The 26,234-nt window shown below is 64.5% G+C and carries 19 protein-coding genes; 14 read left to right on the top strand and 5 right to left on the bottom strand.

Annotated features, from left to right (window positions below):
- Positions 1 to 18: 18 nt before the first annotated feature.
- The 8 genes from BKA07_RS07015 to BKA07_RS06980 are packed head-to-tail and all read left to right on the top strand — an operon-like array spanning position 19 to position 6,407.
- On the top strand, positions 19 to 1,170 hold the full coding sequence (locus BKA07_RS07015) for a cytochrome P450 (RefSeq protein ID WP_245161873.1): 1,152 nt from the start codon (positions 19 to 21) through the stop codon (positions 1,168 to 1,170).
- Positions 1,167 to 1,520, top strand: coding sequence for a lycopene cyclase domain-containing protein (locus BKA07_RS07010; protein ID WP_167950266.1), 354 nt, complete (start codon positions 1,167 to 1,169; stop codon positions 1,518 to 1,520). The genes BKA07_RS07015 and BKA07_RS07010 overlap by 4 nt, the downstream gene beginning before the upstream one ends.
- Entirely contained in the window at positions 1,510 to 1,833 is a 324-nt protein-coding gene (locus BKA07_RS07005; RefSeq protein ID WP_167950265.1) for a lycopene cyclase domain-containing protein, read from the top strand. Before BKA07_RS07010 ends, BKA07_RS07005 begins: the two co-directional genes overlap by 11 nt.
- Positions 1,830 to 3,377, top strand: a complete 1,548-nt coding sequence (locus BKA07_RS07000) for an FAD-dependent oxidoreductase (RefSeq protein ID WP_167950264.1) — start codon at positions 1,830 to 1,832, stop codon at positions 3,375 to 3,377. Before BKA07_RS07005 ends, BKA07_RS07000 begins: the two co-directional genes overlap by 4 nt.
- Positions 3,378 to 3,432: 55 nt before the next feature.
- On the top strand, positions 3,433 to 3,942 hold the full coding sequence (locus BKA07_RS06995; protein WP_167950263.1) for a TspO/MBR family protein: 510 nt from the start codon (positions 3,433 to 3,435) through the stop codon (positions 3,940 to 3,942).
- Complete coding sequence (locus BKA07_RS06990) at positions 3,942 to 5,387, top strand: cryptochrome/photolyase family protein (protein ID WP_167950262.1); 1,446 nt, start codon at positions 3,942 to 3,944, stop codon at positions 5,385 to 5,387. The genes BKA07_RS06995 and BKA07_RS06990 overlap by 1 nt, the downstream gene beginning before the upstream one ends.
- The gene (locus BKA07_RS06985) at positions 5,384 to 6,244 is read left to right on the top strand and encodes an SDR family oxidoreductase (protein ID WP_167950261.1); all 861 of its coding nucleotides are present in this window, start codon (positions 5,384 to 5,386) and stop codon (positions 6,242 to 6,244) included. The genes BKA07_RS06990 and BKA07_RS06985 overlap by 4 nt, the downstream gene beginning before the upstream one ends.
- A complete protein-coding gene (locus tag BKA07_RS06980; protein ID WP_167950260.1) occupies positions 6,237 to 6,407 on the top strand; it encodes a KOW domain-containing RNA-binding protein in 171 nt (56 codons plus the stop codon). Before BKA07_RS06985 ends, BKA07_RS06980 begins: the two co-directional genes overlap by 8 nt.
- On the opposite strand, the gene crtI is transcribed toward BKA07_RS06980, so the two are convergent.
- The 5 genes from crtI to BKA07_RS06950 all read right to left on the bottom strand — a co-directional run bounded on the left by crtI (position 6,404) and on the right by BKA07_RS06950 (position 12,235).
- On the bottom strand, positions 6,404 to 8,005 hold the full coding sequence (gene crtI / locus BKA07_RS06975) for a phytoene desaturase family protein (RefSeq protein WP_167950259.1): 1,602 nt from the start codon (positions 8,003 to 8,005) through the stop codon (positions 6,404 to 6,406). The two genes, BKA07_RS06980 and crtI, sit on opposite strands and share 4 nt — an antisense overlap.
- Positions 8,002 to 8,928 (bottom strand): phytoene/squalene synthase family protein, encoded by a 927-nt coding sequence (locus BKA07_RS06970; protein ID WP_167950258.1) that lies wholly within the window; start codon positions 8,926 to 8,928, stop codon positions 8,002 to 8,004. The genes crtI and BKA07_RS06970 overlap by 4 nt, the downstream gene beginning before the upstream one ends.
- Before the next feature lie 291 nt (positions 8,929 to 9,219).
- Positions 9,220 to 10,293 carry an aldo/keto reductase gene (locus BKA07_RS06965; protein WP_167950257.1) on the bottom strand — a complete coding sequence of 358 codons (1,074 nt, stop codon included), beginning with the start codon at positions 10,291 to 10,293 and terminating at the stop codon, positions 9,220 to 9,222.
- Between the two features lie 389 nt (positions 10,294 to 10,682).
- The gene (locus BKA07_RS06955; RefSeq protein ID WP_167950255.1) at positions 10,683 to 11,774 is read right to left on the bottom strand and encodes a hypothetical protein; all 1,092 of its coding nucleotides are present in this window, start codon (positions 11,772 to 11,774) and stop codon (positions 10,683 to 10,685) included.
- A 101-nt stretch (positions 11,775 to 11,875) separates the two neighbouring features.
- Positions 11,876 to 12,235: a hypothetical protein gene (locus tag BKA07_RS06950; RefSeq protein WP_167950254.1), complete on the bottom strand. Its 360-nt coding sequence runs from the start codon at positions 12,233 to 12,235 to the stop codon at positions 11,876 to 11,878.
- Between the two features lie 237 nt (positions 12,236 to 12,472).
- On the opposite strand from BKA07_RS06950, the gene BKA07_RS06945 reads away from it, so the two are divergent.
- The 6 genes from BKA07_RS06945 to BKA07_RS19765 all read left to right on the top strand — a co-directional run bounded on the left by BKA07_RS06945 (position 12,473) and on the right by BKA07_RS19765 (position 26,185).
- Positions 12,473 to 12,697: a hypothetical protein gene (locus BKA07_RS06945; RefSeq protein WP_167950253.1), complete on the top strand. Its 225-nt coding sequence runs from the start codon at positions 12,473 to 12,475 to the stop codon at positions 12,695 to 12,697.
- A gap of 96 nt (positions 12,698 to 12,793) precedes the next feature.
- Positions 12,794 to 23,359, top strand: a complete 10,566-nt coding sequence (locus tag BKA07_RS06940; protein WP_167950252.1) for a non-ribosomal peptide synthetase — start codon at positions 12,794 to 12,796, stop codon at positions 23,357 to 23,359.
- A 57-nt stretch (positions 23,360 to 23,416) separates the two neighbouring features.
- Positions 23,417 to 23,623, top strand: coding sequence for an MbtH family NRPS accessory protein (locus BKA07_RS06935; RefSeq protein ID WP_167950251.1), 207 nt, complete (start codon positions 23,417 to 23,419; stop codon positions 23,621 to 23,623).
- On the top strand, positions 23,623 to 24,606 hold the full coding sequence (locus BKA07_RS06930) for an ATP-binding cassette domain-containing protein (RefSeq protein WP_167950250.1): 984 nt from the start codon (positions 23,623 to 23,625) through the stop codon (positions 24,604 to 24,606). Before BKA07_RS06935 ends, BKA07_RS06930 begins: the two co-directional genes overlap by 1 nt.
- A 5-nt stretch (positions 24,607 to 24,611) precedes the next feature.
- Entirely contained in the window at positions 24,612 to 25,403 is a 792-nt protein-coding gene (locus BKA07_RS06925; RefSeq protein WP_167952960.1) for an ABC transporter permease, read from the top strand.
- Complete coding sequence (locus BKA07_RS19765) at positions 25,400 to 26,185, top strand: 4'-phosphopantetheinyl transferase superfamily protein (protein WP_167950249.1); 786 nt, start codon at positions 25,400 to 25,402, stop codon at positions 26,183 to 26,185. Before BKA07_RS06925 ends, BKA07_RS19765 begins: the two co-directional genes overlap by 4 nt.
- The last annotated feature ends 49 nt before the right edge of the window (positions 26,186 to 26,234 follow it).

Genomic DNA, 26,234 nt, shown 5'->3' with positions numbered 1-26,234 from the left:
ATCGGCCATGACCGTAATATGTGGAGAATCAGGTCATTCGAGGCAGCACGGCAGCTGCTGCGTTCGCGCCAGCAGACTACGCAGGCCGGCTTCACCGCGGAGAAGATTCCGCGAGGCCATTTTCGTCACCATCCGATCCTGATCTCCGATGGTGACGATCACGATGCTCAACGCAGAGAAGTCGCTCGCTTCTTTGCTCCCTCTGTGGTCTCGGCGAAGTATGGAGACTTCATCGACGACCGTGCTCGTGATGCCGTCGACGACGCCGTCGCGGACGGCAGGTGCCGCCTTGACGATATCGCGCTGCACTACTCGGTCGAAGTCACCGCAGAAGTGGTGGGACTGACCGAATCGTCCATCGCCGGCATGGCCAAGCGTCTCGTCGGCTTCTTCAGACAGCCCCCGGTCGACCTCTCCGCCCCATCGATGGGACGCACCCGGCGGCAATGGATCCAGGCCGCCTTCAATGGTCTCGTCCCGATCGGACAGTTCTACGGCGCAGACGTGCGACCGGCGATTCGGGCCCGTCGCAGACGGCGCCGCAACGATGTCCTGTCTCACCTCCTGACCGCCGGTTACGGCACCGCGGACATCCTCGTCGAATGTGTGACCTACGGCACCGCCGGCATGGTCACCACTCGCGAATTCATCTCCATGGCGTGCTGGCACCTGCTGACCAACACCGAGCTGGGTCGGGCGTATGCCGAGGCTGCACAGCCGACCAGGCTGGAGATCCTGGAGGAGATCATCCGCCTCGACCCCGTTGTCGGCCACCTCTACCGGCGGGCCCAATCCGATATCGACGTCACGGACAGTGGGCGTGTGCACACCATTTCCGAGGGCGAGCTGATAGACATCTGCGTGAGACAGTCCAACACCGATCCTCAGGTGATGGGGAAAGATCCTGAGACGATCTGCCCGGGACGACAGCTGCGGCAGGGGACGCCGGCGGCGGGAATGAGCTTCAGCGACGGAGCGCACAAGTGTCCCGGCCAGCCGTTGGCCCTCTATGAGACCGATGCCCTGCTGCACAGACTGTTGGCGTGCCGGCCACGCGTCCTCCGTGAGCCCTCGATCAGTTGGGACAACGTCATCGAGGGGTACCGACTGCGTGGCCTGGAGCTGTGCCTGATGACGAGGTCGCGTCCCGCGGCCACGGGAACGATATGAGCTCATTCGAATACCTGTTGCTGATGGGTGCGTGCCTGGTGATCACGCTTCCGCTGGAACTGCTGTTCTCCGCGCGCGTCTATCGACGCTGGAAGGTCCTGATCGGATCTCTCATCCCCATCGTCGTCGTCTTCTCGATCTGGGACGTCGTCGCCATTTCCCGCGACCATTGGACCTACAATCCGAAGTTCGTCACCGGCGTCCACCTCGGCAGTCTGCCGCTGGAGGAGCTCGTCTTCTTCATCGTCATCCCCGTCTGTGCGCTCCTGAGCTACGAAGCCGTCGGCACCGTCCTCGATTACATCGGCAGGAAGAGCAAGGAGAGGAGGGAAAGGAACGATGGTGCCTGAATACACGCTGATGACGATCGCCGGAATGCTCGTCATCATCGGCCTCGAGCTCTTCGTCTTCCGCAGCGGCATCTTCAGTCGGGCGAAGTACTGGGCAGCACTCACCATCTGTCTGGCGTTCCAATGTCTGGTCGACGGATGGCTCACCAAGCTCTCCGACCCCATCGTCATCTACAACCCGTCTCAGTTCTTGAATCTGCGCTTTCCCTGGGATATCCCGATCGAAGATTTCGGATTCGGGTTCGCCATGATCACGGCAGTGCTCATGCTGTGGCAGTGGCAGCTCAACAGATCACAGAAGGGCCCCGAATGAGACCACGCCCGCGAGATAGGTTCGCTGAGACCATCCCGGCGCCGCGGGGTCGACCGCGACCGCTCAGACCCAAACGGGTCACGATCGTCGGAGCTGGGATCGCGGGACTGTCTGCTGCCACGATCCTCGCCGAACACGGCATCGAGGTCACTGTGATCGAAAGGAACGACTACCTCGGCGGCCGTGTGGGTGCGTGGCCGGTCGAGGGCGAGCGGACCATGAGCCGAGGATTCCACGCATTCTTCCGGCAGTACTACAACCTTCGCGACCTGCTCAGCCGAGCCGACCCCGAGCTCCGCTGCCTACGGCCCGTCGATGACTATCCGCTCACCCATCGCCGAGGTGCCACGGACACGTTCGCCTCGATCCCCCGCACCCCACCGTTCAATCTCCTCGGATTCGTCTGGCAGAGTCCGACGTTCCCCCTCCACCGCCTTCTCGACGTCGACATCGCGGCCGCGGTGGAACTCATCGACGTCGAGTTCCCCGCGAGCTACCGACGCTACGACGGAGAGTCCGCGGCCGACTTCCTCGACCGACTGCGCTTCCCCGAAGAAGCTCGGCACCTGGCTCTGGAAGTCTTCGCCCGCTCGTTCTTCGCCGACCCGGCAGAATTCTCCGCAGGTGAGCTCATCGCCATGTTCCACACCTATTTCACAGGATCGGCCGAGGGCCTGATCTTCGATGTCCCCGTCGATGACTACGACACCGCCCTGTGGGAGCCCCTGGGCCGATACCTCTCCGATCTGGGGGTGACTATCCGCACCGGCACGACAGTGACGTCGATCGATGCCGATCACCACGGCTGGGCTGTCTCAACCACCGGCGACGATGTCCGCAGCGATGCCGTCGTCGTCGCCGCAGACCCTGCCGAAGCCCGTGCACTGATGGGGGCCAGTCGCGACTCGCTCGTACGAGCCGCCCCGGCGGCTGAACAGTGGGTCGAAACGCTCGAGACGCAGACCAACGCACCTCCCTTCGCGGTGCTTCGGCTCTGGTTCGACGCACCCGTGGCAGACCACCGGCCGGCGTTCTTGGGTACGAGCGGTTACGACCTCCTTGACAATGTTTCGGTTCTCGAACGCTTCGAAGCCGGAGCCCGGCACTGGGCGCAGACGCACAACGGATCGGTCGTGGAGCTGCACGCCTACGCTCTCGACATCGACGCACACCCGTCACCGCACGCACGTGAGCGCATCATTGCCCGTCTGCTCTCCGACCTGCATGAGGTCTACCCCGAAACAGTCGGCTTGCTCACCGTGGACCACGAGCTCCTCATCGAAGCGGACTGCGGGCTGACGGACACACGCCCGTGGTGCGATCGACCCGAACCTGCCACCCCGATCCCCGGTCTGGTCATCGCGGGAGACCATGTACGCTGCGACACGCCGGTGGCCCTGATGGAACGTGCGGCCACGACCGGCTACCTGGCGGCCAACCACCTGCTCTCTTCCTGGAGGGTCGAGGGGACCGACATCTGGTCGCCCCCGACCCGAGGAATGCTGCGACGAGGAGTGCTCGGACGCATGAGAGGGCGCCGATGACCGGCCGCACCCAATGGACAGCGAGCCCCGCGAAGCGAATCGCAGAGAGGAACTCATGAAGACCACATGGAAACGCTATGTTCTCTCAACTGCCGTGTGCGCCGGAGCAGCAACGCTCGGGGCGATCGGCACGAAAGTCGACTCCGCCTGGTACAAGAACCTCAACCTGCCCGCCTGGCAGCCCCCGGGCTGGGTCTTCGGGCCCGCGTGGACAACGCTGTATTCGCTGACAGCCGTCGCGTCGGGACGAGTGCAGGGCCGCCTGCCGAGCGACCGGGAGCGTCGGGCGTTCATGCGCGACCTGGCGGCAAACATGACAGTCAACGTGGCCTGGAGTTGGCTGTTCTTCTCTGCCCGTCGCCCGGATGCATCGGTGGTCGACTCAGCGGTCTTGGAAGCATCGACGCTGCGGTTGCTGAAGAAGGCCGCAGACGTCGACACCGCCTCTGCTCTCATGCTTGCGCCCTACGCGGCGTGGGTGGGATTTGCCACTGTCCTCAATGCAGAGATTCTTCGCCGCAATCCGGACACAGCAGGCCCACTCGCAGCGGGAGACGATCGCTGATGGAAGCCGCAAGCGAAGGGCTCACTCTCGTCTGGTTTCGTGAGGACCTGCGTGTCCACGATCACGCGGCGCTCACCGCGGCGCGGGCCGATGGGCACGTCATCGCTGTCTGGGTCCGTGAGAGCCGCGACGACGATGGCCTGGGCCCTCGCCCACTGGGTGGGGCATGCCGATGGTGGGTCCACGAATCACTGTCCGTGCTCGAAGAGGAGCTGTCGCACCTCGGCATTCCTCTGCTCTTCGCCGCAGGCGAGTCGGCAACGATCATTCCGGAGCTGGCCGGCCGTCTCGACGTCGATGCCGTCCGGTGGTCGCGCCGCTACGCACCCGCTTCCCGAAGTCTCGACGGTCGGATCAAGACCGAGCTGAGGAATCGGGGCCTGACGGTCCATTCCCACCCCGGGGCACTTCTCGTCGAGCCCTGGACGGCGGCACCTCAGGGCGGTGACCACTACAAAGTCTTCACCCCGTTCTGGAAAGCAGTATCCGGAGGCGACGTCGGCGATGTGCTGCCGGTTCCCGTCGAACAGCCACGGCTGAGTACAGGGCTGATCGACTCAGCGCAAGCGTGCGCTGCGGTGACCGACCTCGACGGGCTGGGGCTGCTCGACGGCACCGGGACGGGCTCCGGAGTCTTCGCTGCCGCAGATGGTCCTCGCTGGTGGCAGGACACGATTTCACGACACTGGACTCCGGGCCTTCGTGGCGCCGCTGCCGCACTCGAGGATCTGCACGCGGGAATCGACGGCTACAGCACCGCTCATGACATCCCCGCGGATGGGGCAAGCACCTCCCGGCTCTCGCCCCGGCTGCGGCACGGCGAGCTCTCCCCACGTCAGCTGCTCCGGGCCGCCCAGACGGCGGAAGGGATCACCGTCGACGACCGCACGTCATGGATCCGGCAGCTCTATTGGCGCGAATTCTCCTGGCATCTGGCCTATCATCACCCCGACATCGATGCCTGGCCGATCCGCCCCGAGTTCAACGATTTCCCCTACGATGACGATGAGGGTGCCCTGCGCAGCTGGCAGTCGGGACAGACCGGCTATCCACTCGTCGACGCGGGAATGACACAGCTGTGGGAGACCGGATGGATGCACAACCGCGTGCGGATGGTCACCGCGAGCTTCCTCACGAAGAACCTCCTCCACCATTGGCGCCACGGCGAGCAGTGGTTCTGGGACACCCTCGTCGATGCCGATGAGGCCAACAACCCGGTCTCGTGGCAATGGGTCGCCGGAAGCGGCGCCGATGCGGCCCCGTTCTTCCGTGTGTTCAATCCCGAGCGACAGCGCAAGCGCTTCGATCCCGATGACGCCTACATCGACGAATGGCTGTCGGAGACCACGGATGCGGAAACCTCTCCCATCGTCGATCTCGCGGACTCGCGGCATGCGGCGCTCGACGCCTACGATCAGATGAAGAGCACGGAGGCTTCGACATGAGAATCCTGTTGGCGGGATGCGGAGATCTCGGAATCCGTTTGGGCCTGAAGCTGGTGGGCAACGGTCACGAGGTGATCGGATTGCGACGTCGCTCTGAGGAGCTTCCTGCGTCATTCGAAGCGCTATCCGTGGATCTCATCCACCCGGGCACCGCCACCGTCGGCAGCGTGGACGCCGTGGTGATCACGCTCACGCCTGATGACTATTCTGCTGCGGGTTATGAGCGGACACATGTGCGTGGGGCAAAGGGCCTGATCCGCATTCTGGATGTCAGGCCCAAACGGGTGATCCTCGTGTCCTCGACCCGGGTCCTCGGCCCTGCGTCGCCCGGAGAAGCCGCGAATGAGGACACACTGCCCCAGCCTGATTCGGGGCCGGCCCGCGCACTGTGGGAGACCGAGGAACTCATTCGGAGCACATTCGCCTCAGCGTCGATCGTTCGGGCCGCCGGAATCTATGGTCGCGAGAATTCACAGCTCGTCGACGGCGTCTGTGCGGGCCGACCGGTGAACTACCGGCGGTGGACGAACCGCATTCATCATGCGGATCTCGTTCGAGCGTTGGAGGATCTCCTCGTCGAACCGGATCCGCCTCGGCTGCTGCATGCCGTGGACTCGTGCCCGGCACCGCTGGGCGACGTCGTCGAGTTCCTGGCCTCCGCGCTGCATGTCTCGCCTCCACCAGATCTGTCTGAAGAGCCCGAGGCGGGACGACGGCTCGACAACACACGATTCCGCGACTTCATCGGCCCCCTGGTCTTTCCGTCGTTCCGGGAAGGCTATTCGTCCCAGCTGCGCCCCACATCGACGCCTCTCGGAGATCAGCAAGGTTCACGGCCTACAATGAGGTATGACTGAATTCTCAATAGGCGACACGGTGAAGATCACGGGCGAGCCGATGAATGGCAACACGGGCAAGATCGAGGTCTTCGATGAAGAGCGGGGCAAGTACCTCGTCCGAGTCAATGACCTCGCCCAGCACTATTACAGTGGCGACGAGCTCGAACCGTCGAAAAGCTAAGAGTCGGCTGAGGTCCGACGACTGCCGTCGACGGGCAGCGGTCCCGGACTTGAGTCCCCTCGAATGTGTTTGAGGACCAGTTCGGCGCTGATCAGACACATCGGCACACCGACTCCGGGCGCAGTCGTCGCACCTGCGTAATACAGCCCCTCCACCTTCCTGGAGACATTCTGCTGGCGGAACATCGCGCTCTGTCGCAGCGTGTGGGCGGGCCCAAGCATCCCTCCGAGCCACGAATTGTAGCTGCGGGAGAAGTCCGTCGGCCCCTGTGTCTGCCGAAATCTGATCCGATCTCTCAGGTCGGGGATGCCTGCCCAGTCGGCAATCTGATCGATGGCTCGGTCCGCGGCTCGTTCAATGCGCGCATCTCCCCGCCCATCGCTGCCACCGGCGCCGAGTCCGACATCGGCCGGCACCGGAATGAGGATGAAGAGATTCTCGTGATCGTGCGGTGCCAGGGTCGGATCGGTATGGCTGGGTTTGCAGACATATGTCGACGCCGGAGAGGAGATCTTCTGATGAGGTCCGAAGATGTCATCGAAGTTGGCCGACCAGTCGTCGGTGAAGAACAGTGAGTGATGTGGCAGCTGCGGAACTTCACCCTCGACTCCGAGGAAGACCAGGATGGCGCCCGGCCCGCTCGTGACTTTTTCCCACCAGCTCTCGGGGAAGCTCTGATCGACATCGTCCAAGAGCTGTGTCTCTGTGTGGTGGAGATCGGCGGCGGACACGACGAGGTCACAGTGGTGGTCATGATGCCGACCCTCTTGATCTGTCCAAGCGAGGCCGCTGACTTTCCGGTGGCGACCTCTGTGCGCCAAGGAGGATATGTGTCTGACGGTGGCATCAGTATGCACTCGGACCCCGGCTGCGTTGACCAGCCTGACCAAGGCATCGACGATCGTTCTGAATCCTCCCATGGGGTATTGGACCCCGTCGCCGAGGTCCAAGGCGCTCATCAGATGATAGATCGCCGGTGCTCTCCTCGGATCTGTTCCGAGGAAGATCGCCGGGTACTGGAGGATCTGCCTCAGCACGGGATGTCTCACCGCCGTGGAGGAGAAACGTTCCAGAGACGTGCCGAGCAGTCGGGCCAATGTTGGGAGTGCGGCGACTATCTCGCTTCGGAGGATCGATGTCGGCGAGGTGAAGGGGTTGTAGAGAAAGGAATCGATCGCCATTTCTCTCGTACGGTCGGCTGAAGTCAGATACCGGCTCAGCGAGCTGCCGCTTCCCCCCTCGATGCGCTCGAAGGCCTCGAGCACGTGGCCTCTTCCGCGGGGAATCGTCACCGACTGTGCTCGTCGGGTCTGCGAAGCGGGGCTGAAGACCGTGTAGGCCGGGTCGAGGTCCCGCAGATCGAGCTCGGCTGCCGCCGTGGTGCCGAGAAGGTTGAAGAAATGTTCGTAGACCTCTGGCAGCAGATACCAGGACGGCCCGGTGTCGAAACGATACCCTTCTTCCTCGATCGAACCGATGCGCCCGCCCAGAGCTGAATTCTGCTCGAACAGATCGACCGAATATCCCTCGCCCGCCATCAGTGCCGCGGTGGCAAGTCCCGCCGCCCCTCCACCGATGACGCTGACCCGCTGTGTCATGGCCGCCCATCCTTCATCGTGAGCATGACCGCCTTTGCTGCGAGGCTGGCTTTGACGACGTTGGGGATGCGCACGCGCTCTCGGTAGAGGTGATCGACGGGAGTTGCTGCGATCTTGTCGTTCAGAGCCGCGAAGAGTGCCGCGGCGCCTCTCACCGCTGCTCTGGCATCTTTCGGCAGCAGCGAGGTCGTGCCCTCGGCGTACGAGAGCTGTTGCCGAATTCTCTTCACCCACGCACTCTTATCAGAATCTGTGAGACGGCTGGCGGCGGTCAGATAGCTTCGGTGGAGTCGCTGGCTGTCATCGGCAAGGTCACGGAGGAAATTGATGTTCTGAAATGCAGCTCCGAGTTCTCGAGCACCGTTCTCCAGCTGTTCGATCTGGGCAGGTGTGCGGTGCTGATCGAGGAGGAAGACTCTGAGGCACATGAGGCCGACCACCTCGGCAGAGCCGTAGACGTAGTCCCTCAACTCGTCCGGGTGGAAACTGCGAACGGGGGCGAGAGGCTCGCCAGGGGCGGCCACGTCGGCTCGCATCGAGGCGAAGAACGGTTCGATGAGGTCGACGGTGATTTCAGCCGCCCGCGCAGTCTCGGCGAACGCGTGAATGATCAGGTTGTCGCTGACTCCGGACCTCAGCGCATTGCGGGTTGCGCTCGCGAAGTCATCAAGCAGCGCGTACTGTTCTCTCACTCCGAGTCCGGCATCGGCGGCAAGGCCATCGACGATCTCATCGGCGATTCTGACCAGGGCATAGATGTTGCGGATGTGATGGCGGTGGCTTGACCCGAGAAGACTGGTGGCCAGACCGAAAGACGTCGAATAGTTCGAGATGACGGCCTTTGCAGCCTGCTGCGCGGTGCGACTGAACACTTCCTGAGTCGATGTCCTGCTCACGGCGTCACCCTCGCACCGAGGCCGCATTCGTCGGAGGTGACCGCCGCGAGCACGATCGACATCGGTATGGCAGCGCTGCTGCCGAAGCGGGGACCGCAGAGTCTGCGTCGTGAGAACATATTTGCTAGCTTAGCTAACGATCGGGCCCCTGGTGTCCATCTGCCAGCGATTTTTCCGCCCGCGATCGCATATGCATGGACAGGTTCACTCTTTCGGGGATGGAAACCTCCGAGGTAGACGATGCGTCGCACCCTGGGCTCCCCGGCCGCCGCAGCAACCCGCCTGGCTGTTGCAGCCTCCTTCTGCTCGAAGTCGTCTCTACTTCTGGGTGCCGAAGACATGCTCCTGCTGTTCGGCACAATACTCGGATTCCACCGCTTCGGGTCGGTCTTGAGCCGTCATCATCCTGTGCCACAGGGGATAGTAGGCGGGAAGCTGCGAGGCCCCGGTGATGCGATCGCGTGCGTCCTGCGGCAGGGTCAGCTCCGCAGCGTCGAGATTTTGCTTGAGGTGTTCGAAGCTGCGCGCCGCGATCACCGTTCCGTTGATGCCCGGTCGGCTCAGAATCCAAGAGATCACCACCTGGGGTATTGACCATCCCAAACCGTCGGCGACCTCGGCGAAGAGCTCGATCAGGTCATAGGCACGGCCCCAATCCGTGACGTGCGGCTCGGGCCACCCTGTACCCTGTCGAGTGTCCGAGGGCGTCTGCTGCCCACGTCGCACCTTTCCATTGAGCAGCCCTTCGCCCAGCGGGCTCCATCCGAAGGTTGCGACTCCGAGATCGCGGGCGGCCGGGATGATCTCGTATTCGATCTCCCGGGCTTCAGGGGTGTAATAGACCTGTTGAGCGATCGGGGGCTCAAATCCGGCCAACCTCGCCTCATACACCGTCTTCGCCAACTGCCAGCCGTTGAAGTTGGAAACACCCCAATACCGGATCTTGCCCGCTCTGATGAGTTCGTTGGCGGTGGCGATCGTCTCGGTGATCGGTGTCTGCCCGTCCCACTGGTGGATGTAGAGCAGGTCCAGGTGGTCGGTGCGCAGACGGCGCAGACTGTCGTCGACGGCCCGCGTCAGGTGGTACCGGCTTGCCCCGGAGTCGTTGAGGCCGTCGCCGGTGGGCATGCGTGCCTTGGAGGTGAGGACGACGTCGTCACGCCTGCTGCCCATGACCTCACCGAGAACGCGTTCCGCGTCGCCGGCCGAGTACAGGTTGGCCGTGTCGATGAAGTTCACTCCGCGGTCCAAGGCTTCACGGAACTGACGTTCGGCGTCATCGCCCCGGATGCCCGCGATCTTCTCAAATCCTCCTCCCGACCCGAAGGGAATGGTGCCCAGAGCCAATCTGGACACGTACAGGCCCGATTCTCCCAGTCGTGTGCAGTCCATTGCGGACCTCTCCTTCCAGCTTCTCGGCGCAGAACCGGCGAAGGTCAGCTGTGCGCTAGTTCTTGGTGTCCGTAGCGGATGGATGACCCATTTCACGGGCACAGTGCGAGCAGCAGAACATGGTGTCGTCGGCTTCCACGCCGTGTCCCAAGATGCGGCACCCGCAATGTGCACAGCTCGGGGCCATTGTCGCTATTGCGCATTCGAAGCTGTCGAACACCCCCGACTCTTCGCCTCGGGTGATTGTGAACGCCTTATCGCAGTCGTTTCCACAGGTGTCGCAGACCGACATGATCCCTCCTCTGACGTGGTGATCGTGTCATCGCCACGTTAACGGCCGAACGTTGTCGGCGGAAGGGGGCGCGTTGACGCAGGGCGAGCGCGAGTCCTCAATCGGATTCTGCGTCGTCGTAGGCTTCGCGGCGTTGTCGGCGCTCGTACTCGCGCTTGCTGTACGTTGCTTGCCGAATCTCGTCATCGCTGTCGAAGTTGGAGCCGAGCGCTCCGGCCAGTGTGCCCAGACAGGCAGCTAACCACGCGAGCTTCGGATAGCTGAAGAAGCTCACCGGATGCATGAGCTCGGAATGGAGGCGACTGGCATCGACGACAACCAACCCCAGCCCGAGCAGGAAGGCGAACAGCACCAGGAACATCAGGGCCACACTCGTGCCCACCATGATGATCGTGGTTGTGTTGTCCAGTCCACCCTGCCACGCATACACTGCGTCGCGACGCCTGGTCCACAGGCGATTGCGGAAGATCAGCCAGAAGGTCAACGCTGCGACGACGAGGAGACCGATTACCAGGAGACGAACCGGGTGCAGAGAATCGGCCAATGTCCAGATCGAACTGTAGAAGACACCGAATGTGCCGACGGCCGCAGCCGCGGCAATCGAGGTGGTCAGGGCGGGCAGCATACGCCCGGGCCGATTGCTGCGCACCATTCCCGTCAGCAGCCGCAATCGGTTCGGCCACCCGGGCAGCACAATGTACGAGGTGTCGTTCCGTCCCTGCTGGGCATCCCCGTGCGCACTCTTCAGCTGGGCGATCGATCGGACGGACTCCGCCAACGACGTTTGACCGGTTCCTTCCTCCGTAGAGTAGATCAGTGCGACCACCAGTTTCCGTGTTTGTGCGCGTAGTCGATGGGCTCCCAACGCCGGTACTGAAACCAGCAGTGCCTGTTGCGCAGTGCTGACTTCGCACAGCAGAGGTTCCCTGTTGTGGTGACGCGGCAGGTCGGTCAGGTACACGGTGTAGTCCCACTCGTACTGGCGCCTCGTCTCCTGGGCTCTGTCCATCAGGGGGATATCGCCGTCGGGTGTGAGCGAGAAGGTGTCCTTGCTGACGACGACGTTCCACTCGACATCCTCAACACGTTCAGCCAGCTCTTGCTTCAGAGCACCCGCAACCGATTGAGCGATCTTCTCAGGCACCCCGGAGTCGGCTATCAGTCCGATGACTTTCGCTTCTGATCCCATTTTCTAATCCTGCTTCACGTCTGTCCCTCCGTCTACCCTCGGCGCGGTACGCAGGCCACCGCTCGCGGCTGGCAAGGGCACCCGTCACCACCGCTGGTTCGTCACCACGGGTTCGCCTGCTGCCACTTCTCGAACCAGTACCTGTCACCCTGATAATGCGATTTGGCGGGCTTGAAGCCCTTGAGGTCCGAATGCTCGCCCAACCACATGCGCACCAGACTGGGAACTTCCTCCATCCGATCCCGCCAGTCGTCGAGTTCGAGCAGGAGCATCGTGCCGTCCTCCGCTGTGAGCCGGCATGAATAGTTCGGCAGCCCCTCCGTGTTCTGCGAATGGGTGTAGCTGATCTGCTCGCAGCCCGTGGTCAGGTAGAACCGGATGTACTCCCCCGAGACGTCGGAGCACAGCGACTTGAAGTCCTGATATCTGAGAAGCCATTCAGGGGCAGTGTATTCGCTCATACGTTCTATTATGCGCTCGGTGAGTCCATTCGTGAAGAAGCGCGGGGGCACCGACGAAGAAGTGCGGGGTCACCAACCCTTATACTTCTGTTCGCCCCTCATTCTCGAAAGATTCGGCAATCGTCCCATCCAACCATGCATGCGCTCCGAATCAGACGTGATTGTCCATTGCAAATCACTCGTGATTGTCCATCGCAGATCACATCTGCGAGACTCTCCAGGAAAGGAAAGAGACGAATGCTCACTCTCAAGCCCACTGGTGTTCGCGCCCTCGTCGGAACCACGACCGCCGCACTGGCCGTGATGGTCGGAGTCGTCGCCGCCCCGAGCGCAGCGTCGGCGGCCGACGATCCTCAGGTCGAGTCTGCCGACACGTCCAGCGCACTGATCGAAGGCCCCCTCATCGACCTGGGAGATCTGATGGGCCTCATCGGCTCCATCAACATCGGGCAGTTCCAGTAGCCATCCCACATCCACAATCTGTGCGACATCTGTGCTCTCCACAGGCCCCGTCTGCACATCGACAGCAATTCTCCCCCGCCCGTTCAGAAAGACACGATGACTGACGACTCTCCTCGGATCGAACTCACCTCTGCACAGCGCGGCATCTGGTACGCCCAGAAGATCGAACCCGACAACTCGACCTTCCAAATCGGGCTGTATGTCGAAATTCTCGGACCACTGGACGTCGATGTGATGCGACGTGCCGTCGGCACCGCCGTCGCGGAGACCGATTCGCTCAACGCCGTCTTCGGCGAAGACGACCAGGGAGTCTTCCAAAAGCACGGTCCGCCTCGCAGCCATCTCCACTTCCATGATCTGCGGGGCGGGCCGGTCGACGAATCCACAGAGACGGCTCACTCAATGATGCGGGACGACCTCGCCACCGTCCACGACCTCGAAACCGGTGAGCTGCTCAGATCGGAGCTGTTTCACCTCGGCGAGGACCATTGGATCTTCTACCAGCGAGCTCACCACATCATCATCGACGGCTACTCCGCCGTCCTCTTCCTGCGTCGTGAGTCGCAGCTGTACGGTGAGCTGATCGATCCCACCTCCCAGCCATCGGACACCCCCTTCGGCAGCCTGAGCGATCTGGTGGCAGAGGAATCGGATTACCGTGCCTCGGACCGCTACCGCACCGATGCCGAATTCTGGTCTCAGACCCTCGCCGAATCCGAGCCGGCCACAGGTCTGGCGGGACGCCCACCTGCCTCGGCGAGCCAGCTGGTCACAGCGGAGACCGACATCCCCGAGACGCTTGCCCGGCAGCTCGCGAACGCACAGTCGGCACCCACGCTGTTCCTCAGCGCCGCTGCCTCTTACCTGCACAAGATGACCGGCCGGCAGACCGTCTCCGTGGGATTGCCGGTCACCGCCCGGCGCAGCGCCCTGGCCAAGTCGGTGCCGTCGATGATGTCGAAGATCCTGCCGATCCAGCTGAGCACCTCGCCCGAGACGACATCCGCCGAACTCGTCGAGAGCACGGGCTCTGCCCTGCGCAGGACACTCATGCACCAGCGCTTCCAGTATCAGGAGCTCGGCTCGGACCCCGGCTACATCGGACCCTCGGTCAACATCTTTCCCCCAGTCGACGACCTCAAATTCGGCCAGGCGTCAACCTCACTCCATCTCCTATCGACGGGGCCGGTCGACGACCTCGCGATCATCGTCCAAGGCCTGGGAGCGAACCGGCAATCCGCGGACGAGTCCGACCCGAAGCACCCTGCCGTCAGCATCCGCTTCGAGGCCAACGCCGAGCTCTACTCACAGCAGAGCCTCGACGAACACCTGCGCCGGTTCCTGACCGTTCTCACCCACTTCGATCCTCGACGGGACCAAACGCTGGCCGAACTGTCACTGCTCGATCAGGACGAAGCAGACGAACTCATCGCCGGCGGCAAGGGGCCGATCGACGTGGTCCCCCGCCACACCGTTGTGGACGAGTTCATCAGCCACGCTCATCAGACCCCGTTCGCCTCCGCCGTCGTGGCCGAGGACGGTCATCTCAGCTTCTCCGAGCTCGATCGACGGTCAACCCGGTTGGCCTGCTGCCTTCGCGAACACGGCGCCGGGCCGGGCACTCGCATCGCCGCACGCCTGGGCCGCACCACTGCTCTGCCCGTCGCAGTTCTCGGGATACTCAAGGCGGGTGCCGCCTTCGTGCCTCTCGACCCTGATCATCCGAGGGCTCGCATCGAAGCCATGATCGCCGATGCCGACCCTGTGATCGTTCTCAACTCCTCGGAGGCGGTCGGCCCCTCCGGAGAGACCACCATCGACACCGACCGTCTCGTCATCGACCTGGATTCCGAACTGCTGTCGACCAGACTGTCGACCAGTTCGCCCCAGACCTCGTCGGGAACCCCACCGGCTTCCGAGGATCTCGCCTACGTCATCTTCACGTCCGGGTCGACCGGCCGTCCCAAGGGAATCGAGGTGGAGCACCAGTCCCTGCTCAACCTCTACCTCTCCCACCAGGAGACCATCTTCACGCCGGCCGCAGAGCGGATCGGTCGCGGGCTGCGCGTAGCCCATACCGCAGGCATCTCGTTCGACGCCTCATGGGATCCGCTGCTGTGGCTCTTCGCTGGCCATGAGCTCCACCTCATCGACCCGCTCACCCGCCGTGACCCCGAGGCGCTGACCACGTACTTCACCACTCATGGCGTCGACTCCGTCGAGACGACTCCTTCCTTCGCCAAAGCGCTGCTGGCTCACGGCACCTTCAGCGGGGATGACCATCCCCGCGTCCTCGCCTTGGGTGGAGAGGCAGTCGACAGCGGGCTCTGGCAGCAGCTGGCCGCACTCGACGACGTCACGTCCTACAACCTGTACGGGCCGGCCGAGGCGACCGTCGACAGTCTCACCGCCCCCATCGTGGCGGGCACCTTCCCTGTCCTCGGCCATTCCGTCGCCAATACCCGGCACTACATCCTCGACTCGCGGCTGGCCCCCGTGCCCGAGCAGGCCACCGGCGAGCTCTACATCGCCGGACTCAATCTGGCACGCGGCTACGTGGACCGTCCAACCACCACCTCCGAGAGATTCGTCGCCGACCCGTTCGCCGACGACGGGTCAAGGATGTATCGGACCGGAGACATCGTCCGCAGACCTCTGGGCGGGGGCATCGAGTTCCTGGGACGCAGCGATGAGCAGATCAAGCTGCGCGGCTACCGTGTCGAACTCTCCGAGGTCGAGCTGGCTCTGCAGGCCGATCCCCGGATCAATGAGGCCGTCGTCGAACTGCGGCAGAATCAGGCGGGCTACGCGCAGCTGCTCGGCTTCGTCACCGCCGGCTCACAGATCGACACCGCCGAGGTGCGTCGGAGCATGAAGGCCCGCGTCCCGGACTACATGGTCCCCTCGTTCGTCACGCAGATCGAACGGATTCCGCTCACAGTCAACGGCAAGCTGGACCGAGAGGCACTCCCGGCACCTGAATCGGCGCGCTCGGAATCAGAGTCGCCGAGGGGCCCGCAGGAGCAGATCGTGGCCGCGGCCTTCAGCGACGTGCTCGGTGTGGACTCCGTCGGCATCGACGACGACTTCTTCGAACTCGGCGGTCACTCCCTGCTCGCCACCCAGCTGGTCGCCTCCCTCCGAACGAGCTTCGCCACCGCACCGGCTCTGCGCGAGGTGTTCGCACATCCCACGGTCCGCGAACTCAGCGCCAGCTTCGACCCGAGAGCCGCCTCGGCCGATTCCGGTCATCAGCTCGTCGCCGGGGCCCGCCCCACCCCGATTCCCCTCTCACACGCCCAGGCTCGCCTGTGGTTCCTCAACCAGTTCGATCCGGACTCCGCGGCCTACACCATTCCACTGACTCTGCAGATGCACGGCCGGCTCGATGTCGCCGCGCTTCACGCCGCGATCAACGATGTCGTCGCACGACATGAGAGCCTGCGCACCGTCTTCCCCTGGACGGCAGGCCAGCCCGAACAGGTTGTTCTGAGCACGGACGAGGCTCACATCGACATGCCCACGATCCAAATCGCCGAGAGGCTCGTCCATCACACCGTGAACGCAGAGGCCAACCGGGGCTTCGACGTCTCCCGCGAGCTTCCGGTCAGGGCACTTCTCATCAGACTGGATGACGATGAGCACCTGCTGCTCCTGACTCTGCACCACATCGCCGCCGACGGATGGTCGCTGAAGCCCCTGGCCAGTGATCTGTCCACCGCCTACCGCCACCGGACTGAGGGAACTGCCCCGCGCTTCCCGGACCTGCCGGTGCAGTACGCCGACTATGCCCTCTGGCAGCGCGAGACACTGGGCTCCGACGAGGACCCGACAAGCCCGATCTCCCAACAGCTCGCATTCTGGAAGGACACTCTCGCGGGAGCGCCCTCTCAGCTGCGCCTGCCCTCCGACCGGGCCAGAAGCACACAGACCGCGGGAACTGCCTCCCGCGCGATCCCCATCGAGATCGACCCCACGGTCCATGCCGGATTGCGCAGGCTCTCCATCGACCGCAATGCCAGTCTGTTCATGGTGCTCCAGTCGGCATTCGCCGTGCTCCTGGACAAGCTCGGCGCGGGCAGCGACATCCCCATCGGCACTCCCGTGGCGGGCCGGACCGAGACGAAGCTCGACGAGCTCATCGGGTTCTTCGTCAACACGCTCGTGCTGCGCACCGACACATCTGGCAATCCCAGTGCCGCCGACGTCATCGACCGGGTGCGCGGATTCAATCTCTCGGCCTATGCCAATCAGGACGCACCCTTCGACCGCGTCGTCGACGAACTCGACCCGCCGCGCTCGGAGGGCCTGCACCCTCTGTTCCAGGTGATGCTGACACTGCAGAACACCGCTGCCGTCGATGTCGACATGAGCGGACTCGCCGTCGAGCCGGCATCGGGCCCACAGATCTCCGAAGCGAAGTTCGACCTGCTCCTCGATCTGGCCGAACGCAGCGGTGAGGCGACCGGGATCACCGGTTCGCTGGAGTTCGACTCCGCACTCTTCGACGAATCCACCGCCCGAGACATCGCCGCACGCTTCGTGAGCGTGCTCGAACAGTTCGTCGCCGACCCGAACAGCCTCGTCTCCGACATCGATGTGCTCGGTCCCGCAGAGCGTCGCAGCATCCGCGATGAGAGCCGCGGCGCCGACCGCGAACCGGTCGACACGACGATCATCGACACCTTCTGGGCAACGGTGACCGGCCATCCGGAGCGCACGGCACTGGCGTCCGAGGACACCGAACTGAGCTTCGCGGAACTCGGAGACCGTGTCCACCGATACGGCCGCGCCCTCACCCGCCGAGGCATCACGAGCGGTGATCGGGTCGCGATCGCCCTGCCGCGTTCGGTCGATGCCATCGCAGTGCCCTTGGCGGTGCTCAGCATCGGTGCGATCGCCGTGCCCATCGACCTCAGCTACCCGCGGGAGCGGATCCGGCTGATCCTCGAGCTCAGCGCCCCGGAGGCGGTCGTGACCGACTCTCCCGAGGTCCTCGCGGAACCGGGAACCGCGATCTCCTCCGCAGAGCTCCGTGCCGAGACAGCCGAGTGCCGCAGCCACCAGCGTCCGGGCCCCGACGATCCCGCCTATGAGATGTACACCTCGGGATCCACCGGGACGCCCAAGGGGGTCGCCGTGCCCCACCGAGGGCTGGCCAACCTCCTGGCCCACCATCAGGAGACGATCTTCGCCGAGGCGGGCCTTGGCGAAGGGTCTGTCCGAGTCGCCCACACCGCAGGTCTGGGATTCGACGCCGCCTGGGACCCGGTGCTCTGGCTCGTGGCCGGGGCGAGCCTGCACATCGTCGACGACGAGATTCGCCGCGACGCCGAGGCGCTCGTCCGCTTCTGCCGACAGAAGCAGATCACGGCGCTCGAGACCACACCGTCCTTCGTCCGGCAGCTGATCACCTCCGGTCTCCTCGCCGACAGCGATCTCAGCAGAGACTTCGTGTCCGCCGAGGACTCCGTGTCCGAGGAGTCAGGTTTCGATGACGTGGCCGCACCATTGACGATCGCGCTCGGCGGCGAACCCGTCCCCGGCGATCTGTGGCGCGAACTGGCCCGAAGTCACCGTGTGCGGGCCTTCAACTTCTACGGCCCCACCGAATTCACCGTCGATTCCGTGATCGCGAGGGTCGCAGGAGAGAACACCACGATCGGTCGGCCGATCAGAAACGTCGACGCCATGGTCTTGGACGAATACCTGCACGAAGTGGCCCACGGGGTCATCGGTGAGCTCTACCTTGCAGGCGAGGGGATCGCCGACGGCTACGTGAACCGTCCGGCCGAGACCTCCCGGCGGTTCGTCGCGAACCCGTTCGGCTCCGGCGAGCGCATGTACCGCACCGGCGATCTGGTGCGTCGAACCGCTGACGGCGGACTCGACTTCGTCTCTCGTGCCGATGACCAGATCAAGCTGCGCGGGTATCGCATCGAACTCGGAGAGGTCGAGAACGCGCTCTCCTCCTGCCCGGGCGTCGAACAGGCCGCGGCCCTCGTCGACAACGCAGAGGACCCGCAGTCCGCACGGCTCATCGGCTATTACAAGGGAGACGTCGAGGAGTCCCGCCTCCGCGAGCATCTGGGCCGGTGGCTGCCCGCGCCGATGGTGCCCCGAGTGCTCGTCGCCCTCGATGCGGTCCCCCTGACCGCACACGGCAAACTCGACCGCAGTCGGCTGCCTGCTGCGACTCTCTCCGGCGACCAGTCCTCCCGGGCTGCGCAGACGCCGGAGGAGGTCACGATGTGCGAGCAGTTCTCACGGGTGCTCGAGGCCGAAGACGTCGGACTCGACGACGACTTCTTCGAGCTGGGAGGCCATTCGCTGCTGGCGGTGTCCCTCATCGGTCGCATCCGTGACGCCTTCGACACCGACCTGCCTCTGCGCGCGATCTTCGACGCGCCCACACCGGCGGCCCTGCTGCATCGTCTCGATGCCTCGTCAGGAGCACAGGCGAGCGATCACGATGCCGGGAGCGCTCCGAAGCAGACGGCGACCACCCCGGTCGACCAAGGCGGCTCCGCGCCGCTCAGCGTCGCCGAGTGGAGCAGGTCGGCACTGAGCGCCCGTCCACAGACGATTCCGCTGTCCTACGGGCAGGCACGGATGCACTTCCTCAACCAGCTCGACACCAAGGCCTCCGACTACACGATCTCCCTCGCCGTCCGCTTCGAGGGCGATCTGGATCCCGAGGCGCTCGACCAAGCCCTGAGCGAGGTCATCACACGCCACGAGATCCTGCGCACCGTCTACCCGAGCGTCGACGGCTCCCCGGCCCAACACATCCTGCCGCCTGCCGCCGGCCACGGGATCCTCATCCACCGCACCACCTCGTCGCCGGCCGCGACCACGGAGGAGATGGCGCGGGAGGCCGCCAAGGGATTCGATCTCAGCACCGACCTGCCGCTGCGGGCCGTCCTGTTCACCGAACGGGACCAGTGGGTCCTTCACCTCGTCATGCACCACATCGCCACAGATGGAGCGTCCTTGGCGCCGCTGACGCAGGATCTGTCGACCGCCTATGCCGCTCTGCGCGGATCCGCCCACCCGATGCGGCGCAAGCTCGACATCCAGTACGCGGACTTCACTCTGTGGCAGCGTCATGTGCTCGAGACGCAGACCCTGCCCGGTGAGGACCGTCCGCTGCTCGACCACAAGGCCGAAGCATGGCGCGACCGCCTGTCGGGAATCCCCGCCGAGCTTCCGCTGCCCGCCGACCATCCCCGTCCCCACACCGCCAGGCAGTCGGGCCGTCACCACCGGTTCCGCCTCGACGCCCGGACGACGCAGCGACTGACCGCGATCGCCGCCGAGTCCGGATCCAGCCTGTTCATGGCGCTGCACGCCGTGCTCGCCGGATTCCTCAGCCGCATCGGAGGCAGCGAAGACATCGTCATCGGCTCCCCCAGCGCCGGACGCTCGGACCCGGATCTCGAAGACATGGTCGGACTCTTCGTCAACACGGTCCCGATCCGCACCGATGTCTCCTCTCAGCCGGACTTCCGCACGCTGCTGGCACGGACCCGAAGTGCGGTCATCGACGCGCTGGAACTCGACGACGTGCCGTTCGAACGCCTCGTCGAAACCGTCAACCCGCCCCGCGAACTGGGCCGACATCCGCTGTTCCAGACCATGCTGTCCGTGGAGAACTCGGACTCGCCGACCCTCGACCTGCCTGGTGTGCGCACCAGCATCGAACCCGAGGTCGAGACCGGAGACGCCAAGTTCGACCTCTCGTTCACCTTCCGCCGGGGCGCTGCGGACGAGGGACTCGACGTCGTGCTCGACTACAACTCCTCGATGTTCGAGACCGCGACCATCATCGACCTGTGTTCCGGGCTCTCCCGGTTCGTCGACGGTCTCGTGCAGGATCCGGATCGTCAGATCCTCGACATCGCCCTCCTCGACCCCGCCGAGGCGGACCAGGCCATCGAGCAGCTGACCGGTCCCGCGGCACCGACCTCACTGCCCACAGTCCTCGACGTCTTCGCCACCACGGTGCGACAGCTGCCTGAGGCCACCGCAGTGGAGTCCGCTGACGCTTCGATGTCGTTCCGCGAACTCGACGAGGCCTCGGATGTGCTGGCTCACGAGCTCCTCCGATCGGGTGGCGGGCCCGGGGCGACCGTCTCCGTGCGTCTCAGCCGCGGAGTGGGCATCATCGTCGCCACGCTGGCCGTGCTCAAGTCGGGATCGACTTACAACCCGATCGACATCGACTATCCGATCGCTCGCACAACAGCGATCCTCGCCGATGCGTCACCGAGCATCGTCCTGGCCGAGACCGGAACTGCGGAGGAGCTGACCTCAGTGCTTGCCGAGACCGGCGTCGCTCCGAGAGTCGTTGAGATCTCAGCGACCGACGGTGCAGTCGATGACACCCGTCCCGCATCGCCGTGGCCCGCCGGGGCGGCTGCGTCGACGCAGCCCACGCCTGCGGATGGGCAGCACGACTCGGCCGCCTATGTCACCTTCACCTCCGGCTCGACAGGTCGGCCGAAGGGCGTCGAGGTCGGCCATCATGCCCTTGCGAATCTGCTCGCCGCCCATCGCGGGGAATACCTGCCGACCCCGACGACCGAGGCCGAGCAGATCTCGGTCGCCCACACCACCGGAGTCGGCTTCGACGCCGCGTGGGACCCTCTGCTGTGGATGATCGTCGGGCATCGCATCCATGTCGCCTCCGAACGGGTCCAACGCGATCCCCAGCAGCTGGCACAGCTGCTGCGTGACCTGCGCGTCGGCTTCTGGGAGACGACGCCCAGCTACCTGCGTGCGCTCAAGACGGAACCGGACTTCCTCCGCACTCTCGAGGAGGCCGCGCAGGCGTGCGCACCGCTGACAGTCGCACTCGGCGGGGAGGCCATCGACGACGACCTCTGGGAGTGGCTCCGCAGTCAGGCGGGACTCATCGCCTACAATCTCTACGGTCCCACCGAGACCACCGTCGACGCCATCGCCGGACCCGTCACGAGCGCACCGACTCCTGTGCTCGGCTCACCGATGCCGCATATGTACGCCTATGTGCTCGACGAACGACTGCATCACGTGCCCGCAGGGACGACCGGGGAACTCTATCTCGCCGGGCATCAGCTCGCGCACGGATACCGCGATCGACCGGGGCTGAGCGCCGAACGCTTCGTCAGCGACCCCTACGGCAAGCCGGGCGAGCGCATGTACCGCACCGGCGACCTCGTCACCCGTAAGCGAAACGGGGATCTGAGATTCCTCGGGCGCAGCGACAGTCAGATCCAGCTGCGCGGCTTCCGTGTCGAACTCGGGGAAGTCGAGCGAGCACTGCGCTCAGCTGCTGGGGTCAAGAACGCACTCGTCCGACCGTTCGGCACGGACGCGGCCACCATGCAGCTGGTCGGCTACGCGGTCGCGGATCGTACAGATGCCATCGGCCGGTCCGAGGAAGACCTGGCCGACGACGCTCGGCGACACGTGCGATCGATCGTGCCGACCTATATGGTGCCGACGCGAATCGTGGTCATCGACGAGATTCCGCTGACCGCCCACGGCAAGGTCGACGAGGCGGCGCTTCCCGATCCGTCCGAGGCTGCGATCGGGTCTCGGCTGGCACCGCGGACTGCGGTTGAGGAGACCGTGGCATCGATCTTCGCTCGAGTGCTCGGGCTCCCCCAGGTCGGGGTCGACGAGTCGTTCTTCGAACTCGGTGGGCATTCCTTCCTCGCCCGACCGCTCATCGCAGCAGTCAACGAGGCACTCGGATCGCAGCTGTCGGTGCAGTCCCTGTTCCGCTCCCCGACCGTCGAACATTTGGTGGTCGAAGCAGACAGGGGTGCCTCGGACTCGGTGAGTGAGAGCTTGCAGCGTCTGCTTCTTCTGCGCACCTCAGGCACCAAGCCTCCCCTTTTCGCCGTGCACCCGGCCGGCGGCATCGGTTGGGGATTCGCCTCGATGCTTGGAGGTCTCGACCCCCAGCGTCCTCTGATCGGTCTGCAGATGCCCGGACTGGCGCCGGACGATCCGGAGCGCATCTCCGACAGCACGCTGATAGAACTCGCCGATGACTACATCGGTCAGATGAAGTCGGTGCAGCCGGAGGGTCCCTACCATCTGATCGGCTGGTCCGCGGGCGGAAACCTCGCTTACCGTCTGGCTGCCCGGCTGCAGGAAAGAGGTGAGGACGTGGCCGTTCTCGGCATTCTCGACGCCTTCCCCACCGATCAGGACGTCGACCCCACCGATCAGGACACCGACGTCGAGGATGAGGGCGAACCGAACCTCTGGCTCGACTACTTCCGCATGGTTCATCCGGACCTTCCGGTGAGGGGCGAGGACCTCGACGAGACGCGAGCGCTGGAGATCATGCGAGAGGTCGGTGATCCCATGGGCAATCTCTCCTCGGAGACGATTTCGACGATGATCGACAGCTTCTCCACACTGCCTCGATTGTTCCGTGAAGCGCCTGCGGCGAGCTTCGACGGAGACCTCGTCCTCTTCGCCGCCACCGAGGACGTTCCGCCCGGCACCCCTGGCCCGGAATCGTGGCAGCCCTACGTCTCCGGTCGCATCCACACCACCGAGGTTCCGGCCCGCCACGCGGACATGCTCAGCTCGGCGGCGGTTGATAAGATTCTTCCAGTTTTGGCAATCCATCTGGACAAGGCCACCGAATCACATACGTAATGGATGCACCGCACCAATGGGTGCACTTCACCATCCATAGACAGGAGATGAAGAACAGTGAACAACCCCTTCGATGACACCACCGCGACCTTCCGCGTACTGGTCAATGACCGACAGCAGCATTCCCTCTGGCCATCGTTCGCCGACGCACCCGAGGGGTGGGTCGTGACCTTCGGCCCGGCCGACCGCGATGAGTGCCTTGAGTTCGTCGAGGCGAACTGGACGGACATCACTCCGCGTCGGCTCGCCGAAATCGCGTCATAGTGATCCGCATTGACCAACTGAGAAAGAACTACGGCAGCTTCCGAGCCCTCGACGGAATCGACCTGCAGGTCGAGCAGGGACAGATTTTCGGCCTGCTGGGTCCCAATGGAGCAGGCAAGACCACCACGGTCAAGGTCCTGTCCACACTGACACGCCCCGATTCCGGAAGCGCCATCGTCGCAGGAAACTCGGTGACGGCCGATCCCACAGGCGTGCGCCGCAGCATCGGACTCTCCGGCCAGTACGCGGCCGTCGACGAGAAGCTCACCGGTTACGAGAACCTCCTCATGGTCGCCCGACTCTACGGGATGAACCGTCACGAATCGCGAGCCCGAGCACACGAGCTCCTCAGGGAGTTCGCCCTCGTCGACGTCAAGGACAAACGTGCTGGGGCCTATTCGGGTGGCATGCGACGCCGCCTCGACCTGGCCTCGGCCCTGGTCTTTCGTCCGCCTGTGGTCATACTCGACGAACCCACCACCGGCCTCGACCCGCGCGGCAGGTTGGACACCTGGGACGTCATCTCCACTCTCGTCGGCCAGGGAACCACGGTGCTCCTGACGACCCAGTACCTGGAGGAAGCCGATCAGCTGGCGGATCGCATCGCCGTCATCGACTCCGGCAGAGTGATTGCGGAGGGGACGTCGAACGAACTCAAGGTCAGCCTCGGTGCCGAACGCATCGCCATGACGCTGACCAGCCCGGATTTCCTCGACGACACCCTGCGCATCCTCGGACGCGTCATCGGAGGCTCGGCCCGACCGCAGGTCGACTCGACCCGGCAGCGGATCACGGTTCCGGCCCCCCAGGGGCAGAGAACTCTGCTCGAGGTCCTCAGCGCCCTTGACCACGGCGGGATCACCGTCACCGAGGCGGCCCTGGCCCGACCGACGCTCGACGACGTCTTCCTGGACCTGACCGGGCACCCCGCCTCGGCGGAGTCTTCGTCTCAGTTGCCTTCGGAAGCCCAGGTGGGAGCTTGAGCACCATGACCTCGGCGGCACGCGACAGTTCCGTCATCGCGTGGCGCAATCTGCTCAACGTGGGCCGAACTCCCGGCGCACTGGTCACCGGTGTCGTGCAGCCGGTGATCTTCGTGTTCCTCCTCGCGTTCGTCTTCGGCGGCAGTCTGGGCGGTGCACCGTACCGGGAGTTCCTCATCGGCGGCATCCTGGCTCAGACGCTGACGTTCAATTCCTCATTCACCGCGGTCTACCTCGCCCAGGACCTCCAACTGGGGCTCATCGACCGGTTCCGGTCACTGCCGATGTCACGCGTGGCCGTCATCCTGGGCCGGACCACGTCCGATCTGGCCACCGGTGTGATCTCCCTCGTGGTCACCATGGTCTGCGGGCTCATCATCGGCTGGCGCATCACCGAAGGACCGGGGGCGGCGATCCTCGGCATCTTGCTCCTGCTCCTCTTCGGCTTCGCCATGTCGTGGATCGGTGCGTTCATCGCACTAACGGCCCGCAGCGTCGAGGTGGCTCAGAGCCTCGGGCTGATCTGGCTCTTCCCCGTGACCTTCCTCTCCGGCGCCTTCGTGTCCCTCGACACGCTTCCCGGCCCACTGCAGACGATCGCCGCGTGGAATCCCGTCACTGCCGTGGCCACCAGCGTCCGGGAGCTCTTCGGCAATGCCCCTCCGCCCGGATACGTCACGGGCGTGGGGTGGCCGGCCGACAATGCGATCCTCTACGCCGTTCTCAGCTGTGTGGCGATCATCGCCGTCTTCTCAGTGATCGCCGTGTCCCAGTACCGGAGGATCAGCCGGAGGTGACCGGGGCCGGGATCGAGTACCTGGTGTGCGACGTCAGCGCCGTGCGCGAGGCTCATGCGCATCACCCGTGGCTCACCTCCATACTCTCAGCTGCGGAGGTCGAACGTTCCGATCGGCTGCGTCATGCCTCGGATCGGACCGCCTATCGCTGCGCGCATCTGGTCCTGCGCCTCATCACCGCTCGCAGGCTCGGCCTCGATGCCGGGAGTGCCGGCAGCCTGGACTTCACGCGTCGTTGCCGCAGCTGCGGTGGGTCCCACGGGAAGCCGCAGGTCGCCCGCGCGAGTGCGGACGTGAGCGCGGGTGCGGGTGCGGGTGCGGCGGGTGCGGAGGTCAGCCTGTCACGTTCGGGCACCATGCTGCTGGTGGCCTCGGCGCCGCCGTCATCACCGATCGGCGTCGACATCGAAGGTGTTCCGAGCACAGTATTCTCCGGATTCGACGACTACGTCCTGGCCCCGGGCGAGTCCGCTGCCGGCTGCGCGGACACAGACCGGAAGCGCCTGGAGCTCTGGGTGGCGAAGGAAGCTGCACTGAAGACGACCGGGCATGGTCTGAGTGTGGAGCCGCACAAGCTCGAGGTGGTCCGAACCGGGGACGAGGTGTCAGCCGTCGACGTCACCGACGTTTGGACGTCGGCGATCAGTGCCCCCGAGCATGCCGAACTTGATCGACTGAACCTGACGTCCGTGCCCTGTCGTCCTTCGCATGCAGCGGCACTCAGCTGTGCCGACCGGCTTCCTGTCACCTCGCTGAAGCTGACGGACCTTCTCAGCGGTTGAGGATCGAATCGGTTTCGAGGAATCGCCCGGGTCTGCGCACGCACTCGTT

This window comes from Brevibacterium marinum (assembly GCF_011927955.1).
Lineage (GTDB): Bacteria > Actinomycetota > Actinomycetes > Actinomycetales > Brevibacteriaceae > Brevibacterium > Brevibacterium marinum.
This window is presented reverse-complemented; position numbering and strand designations above follow the sequence as displayed.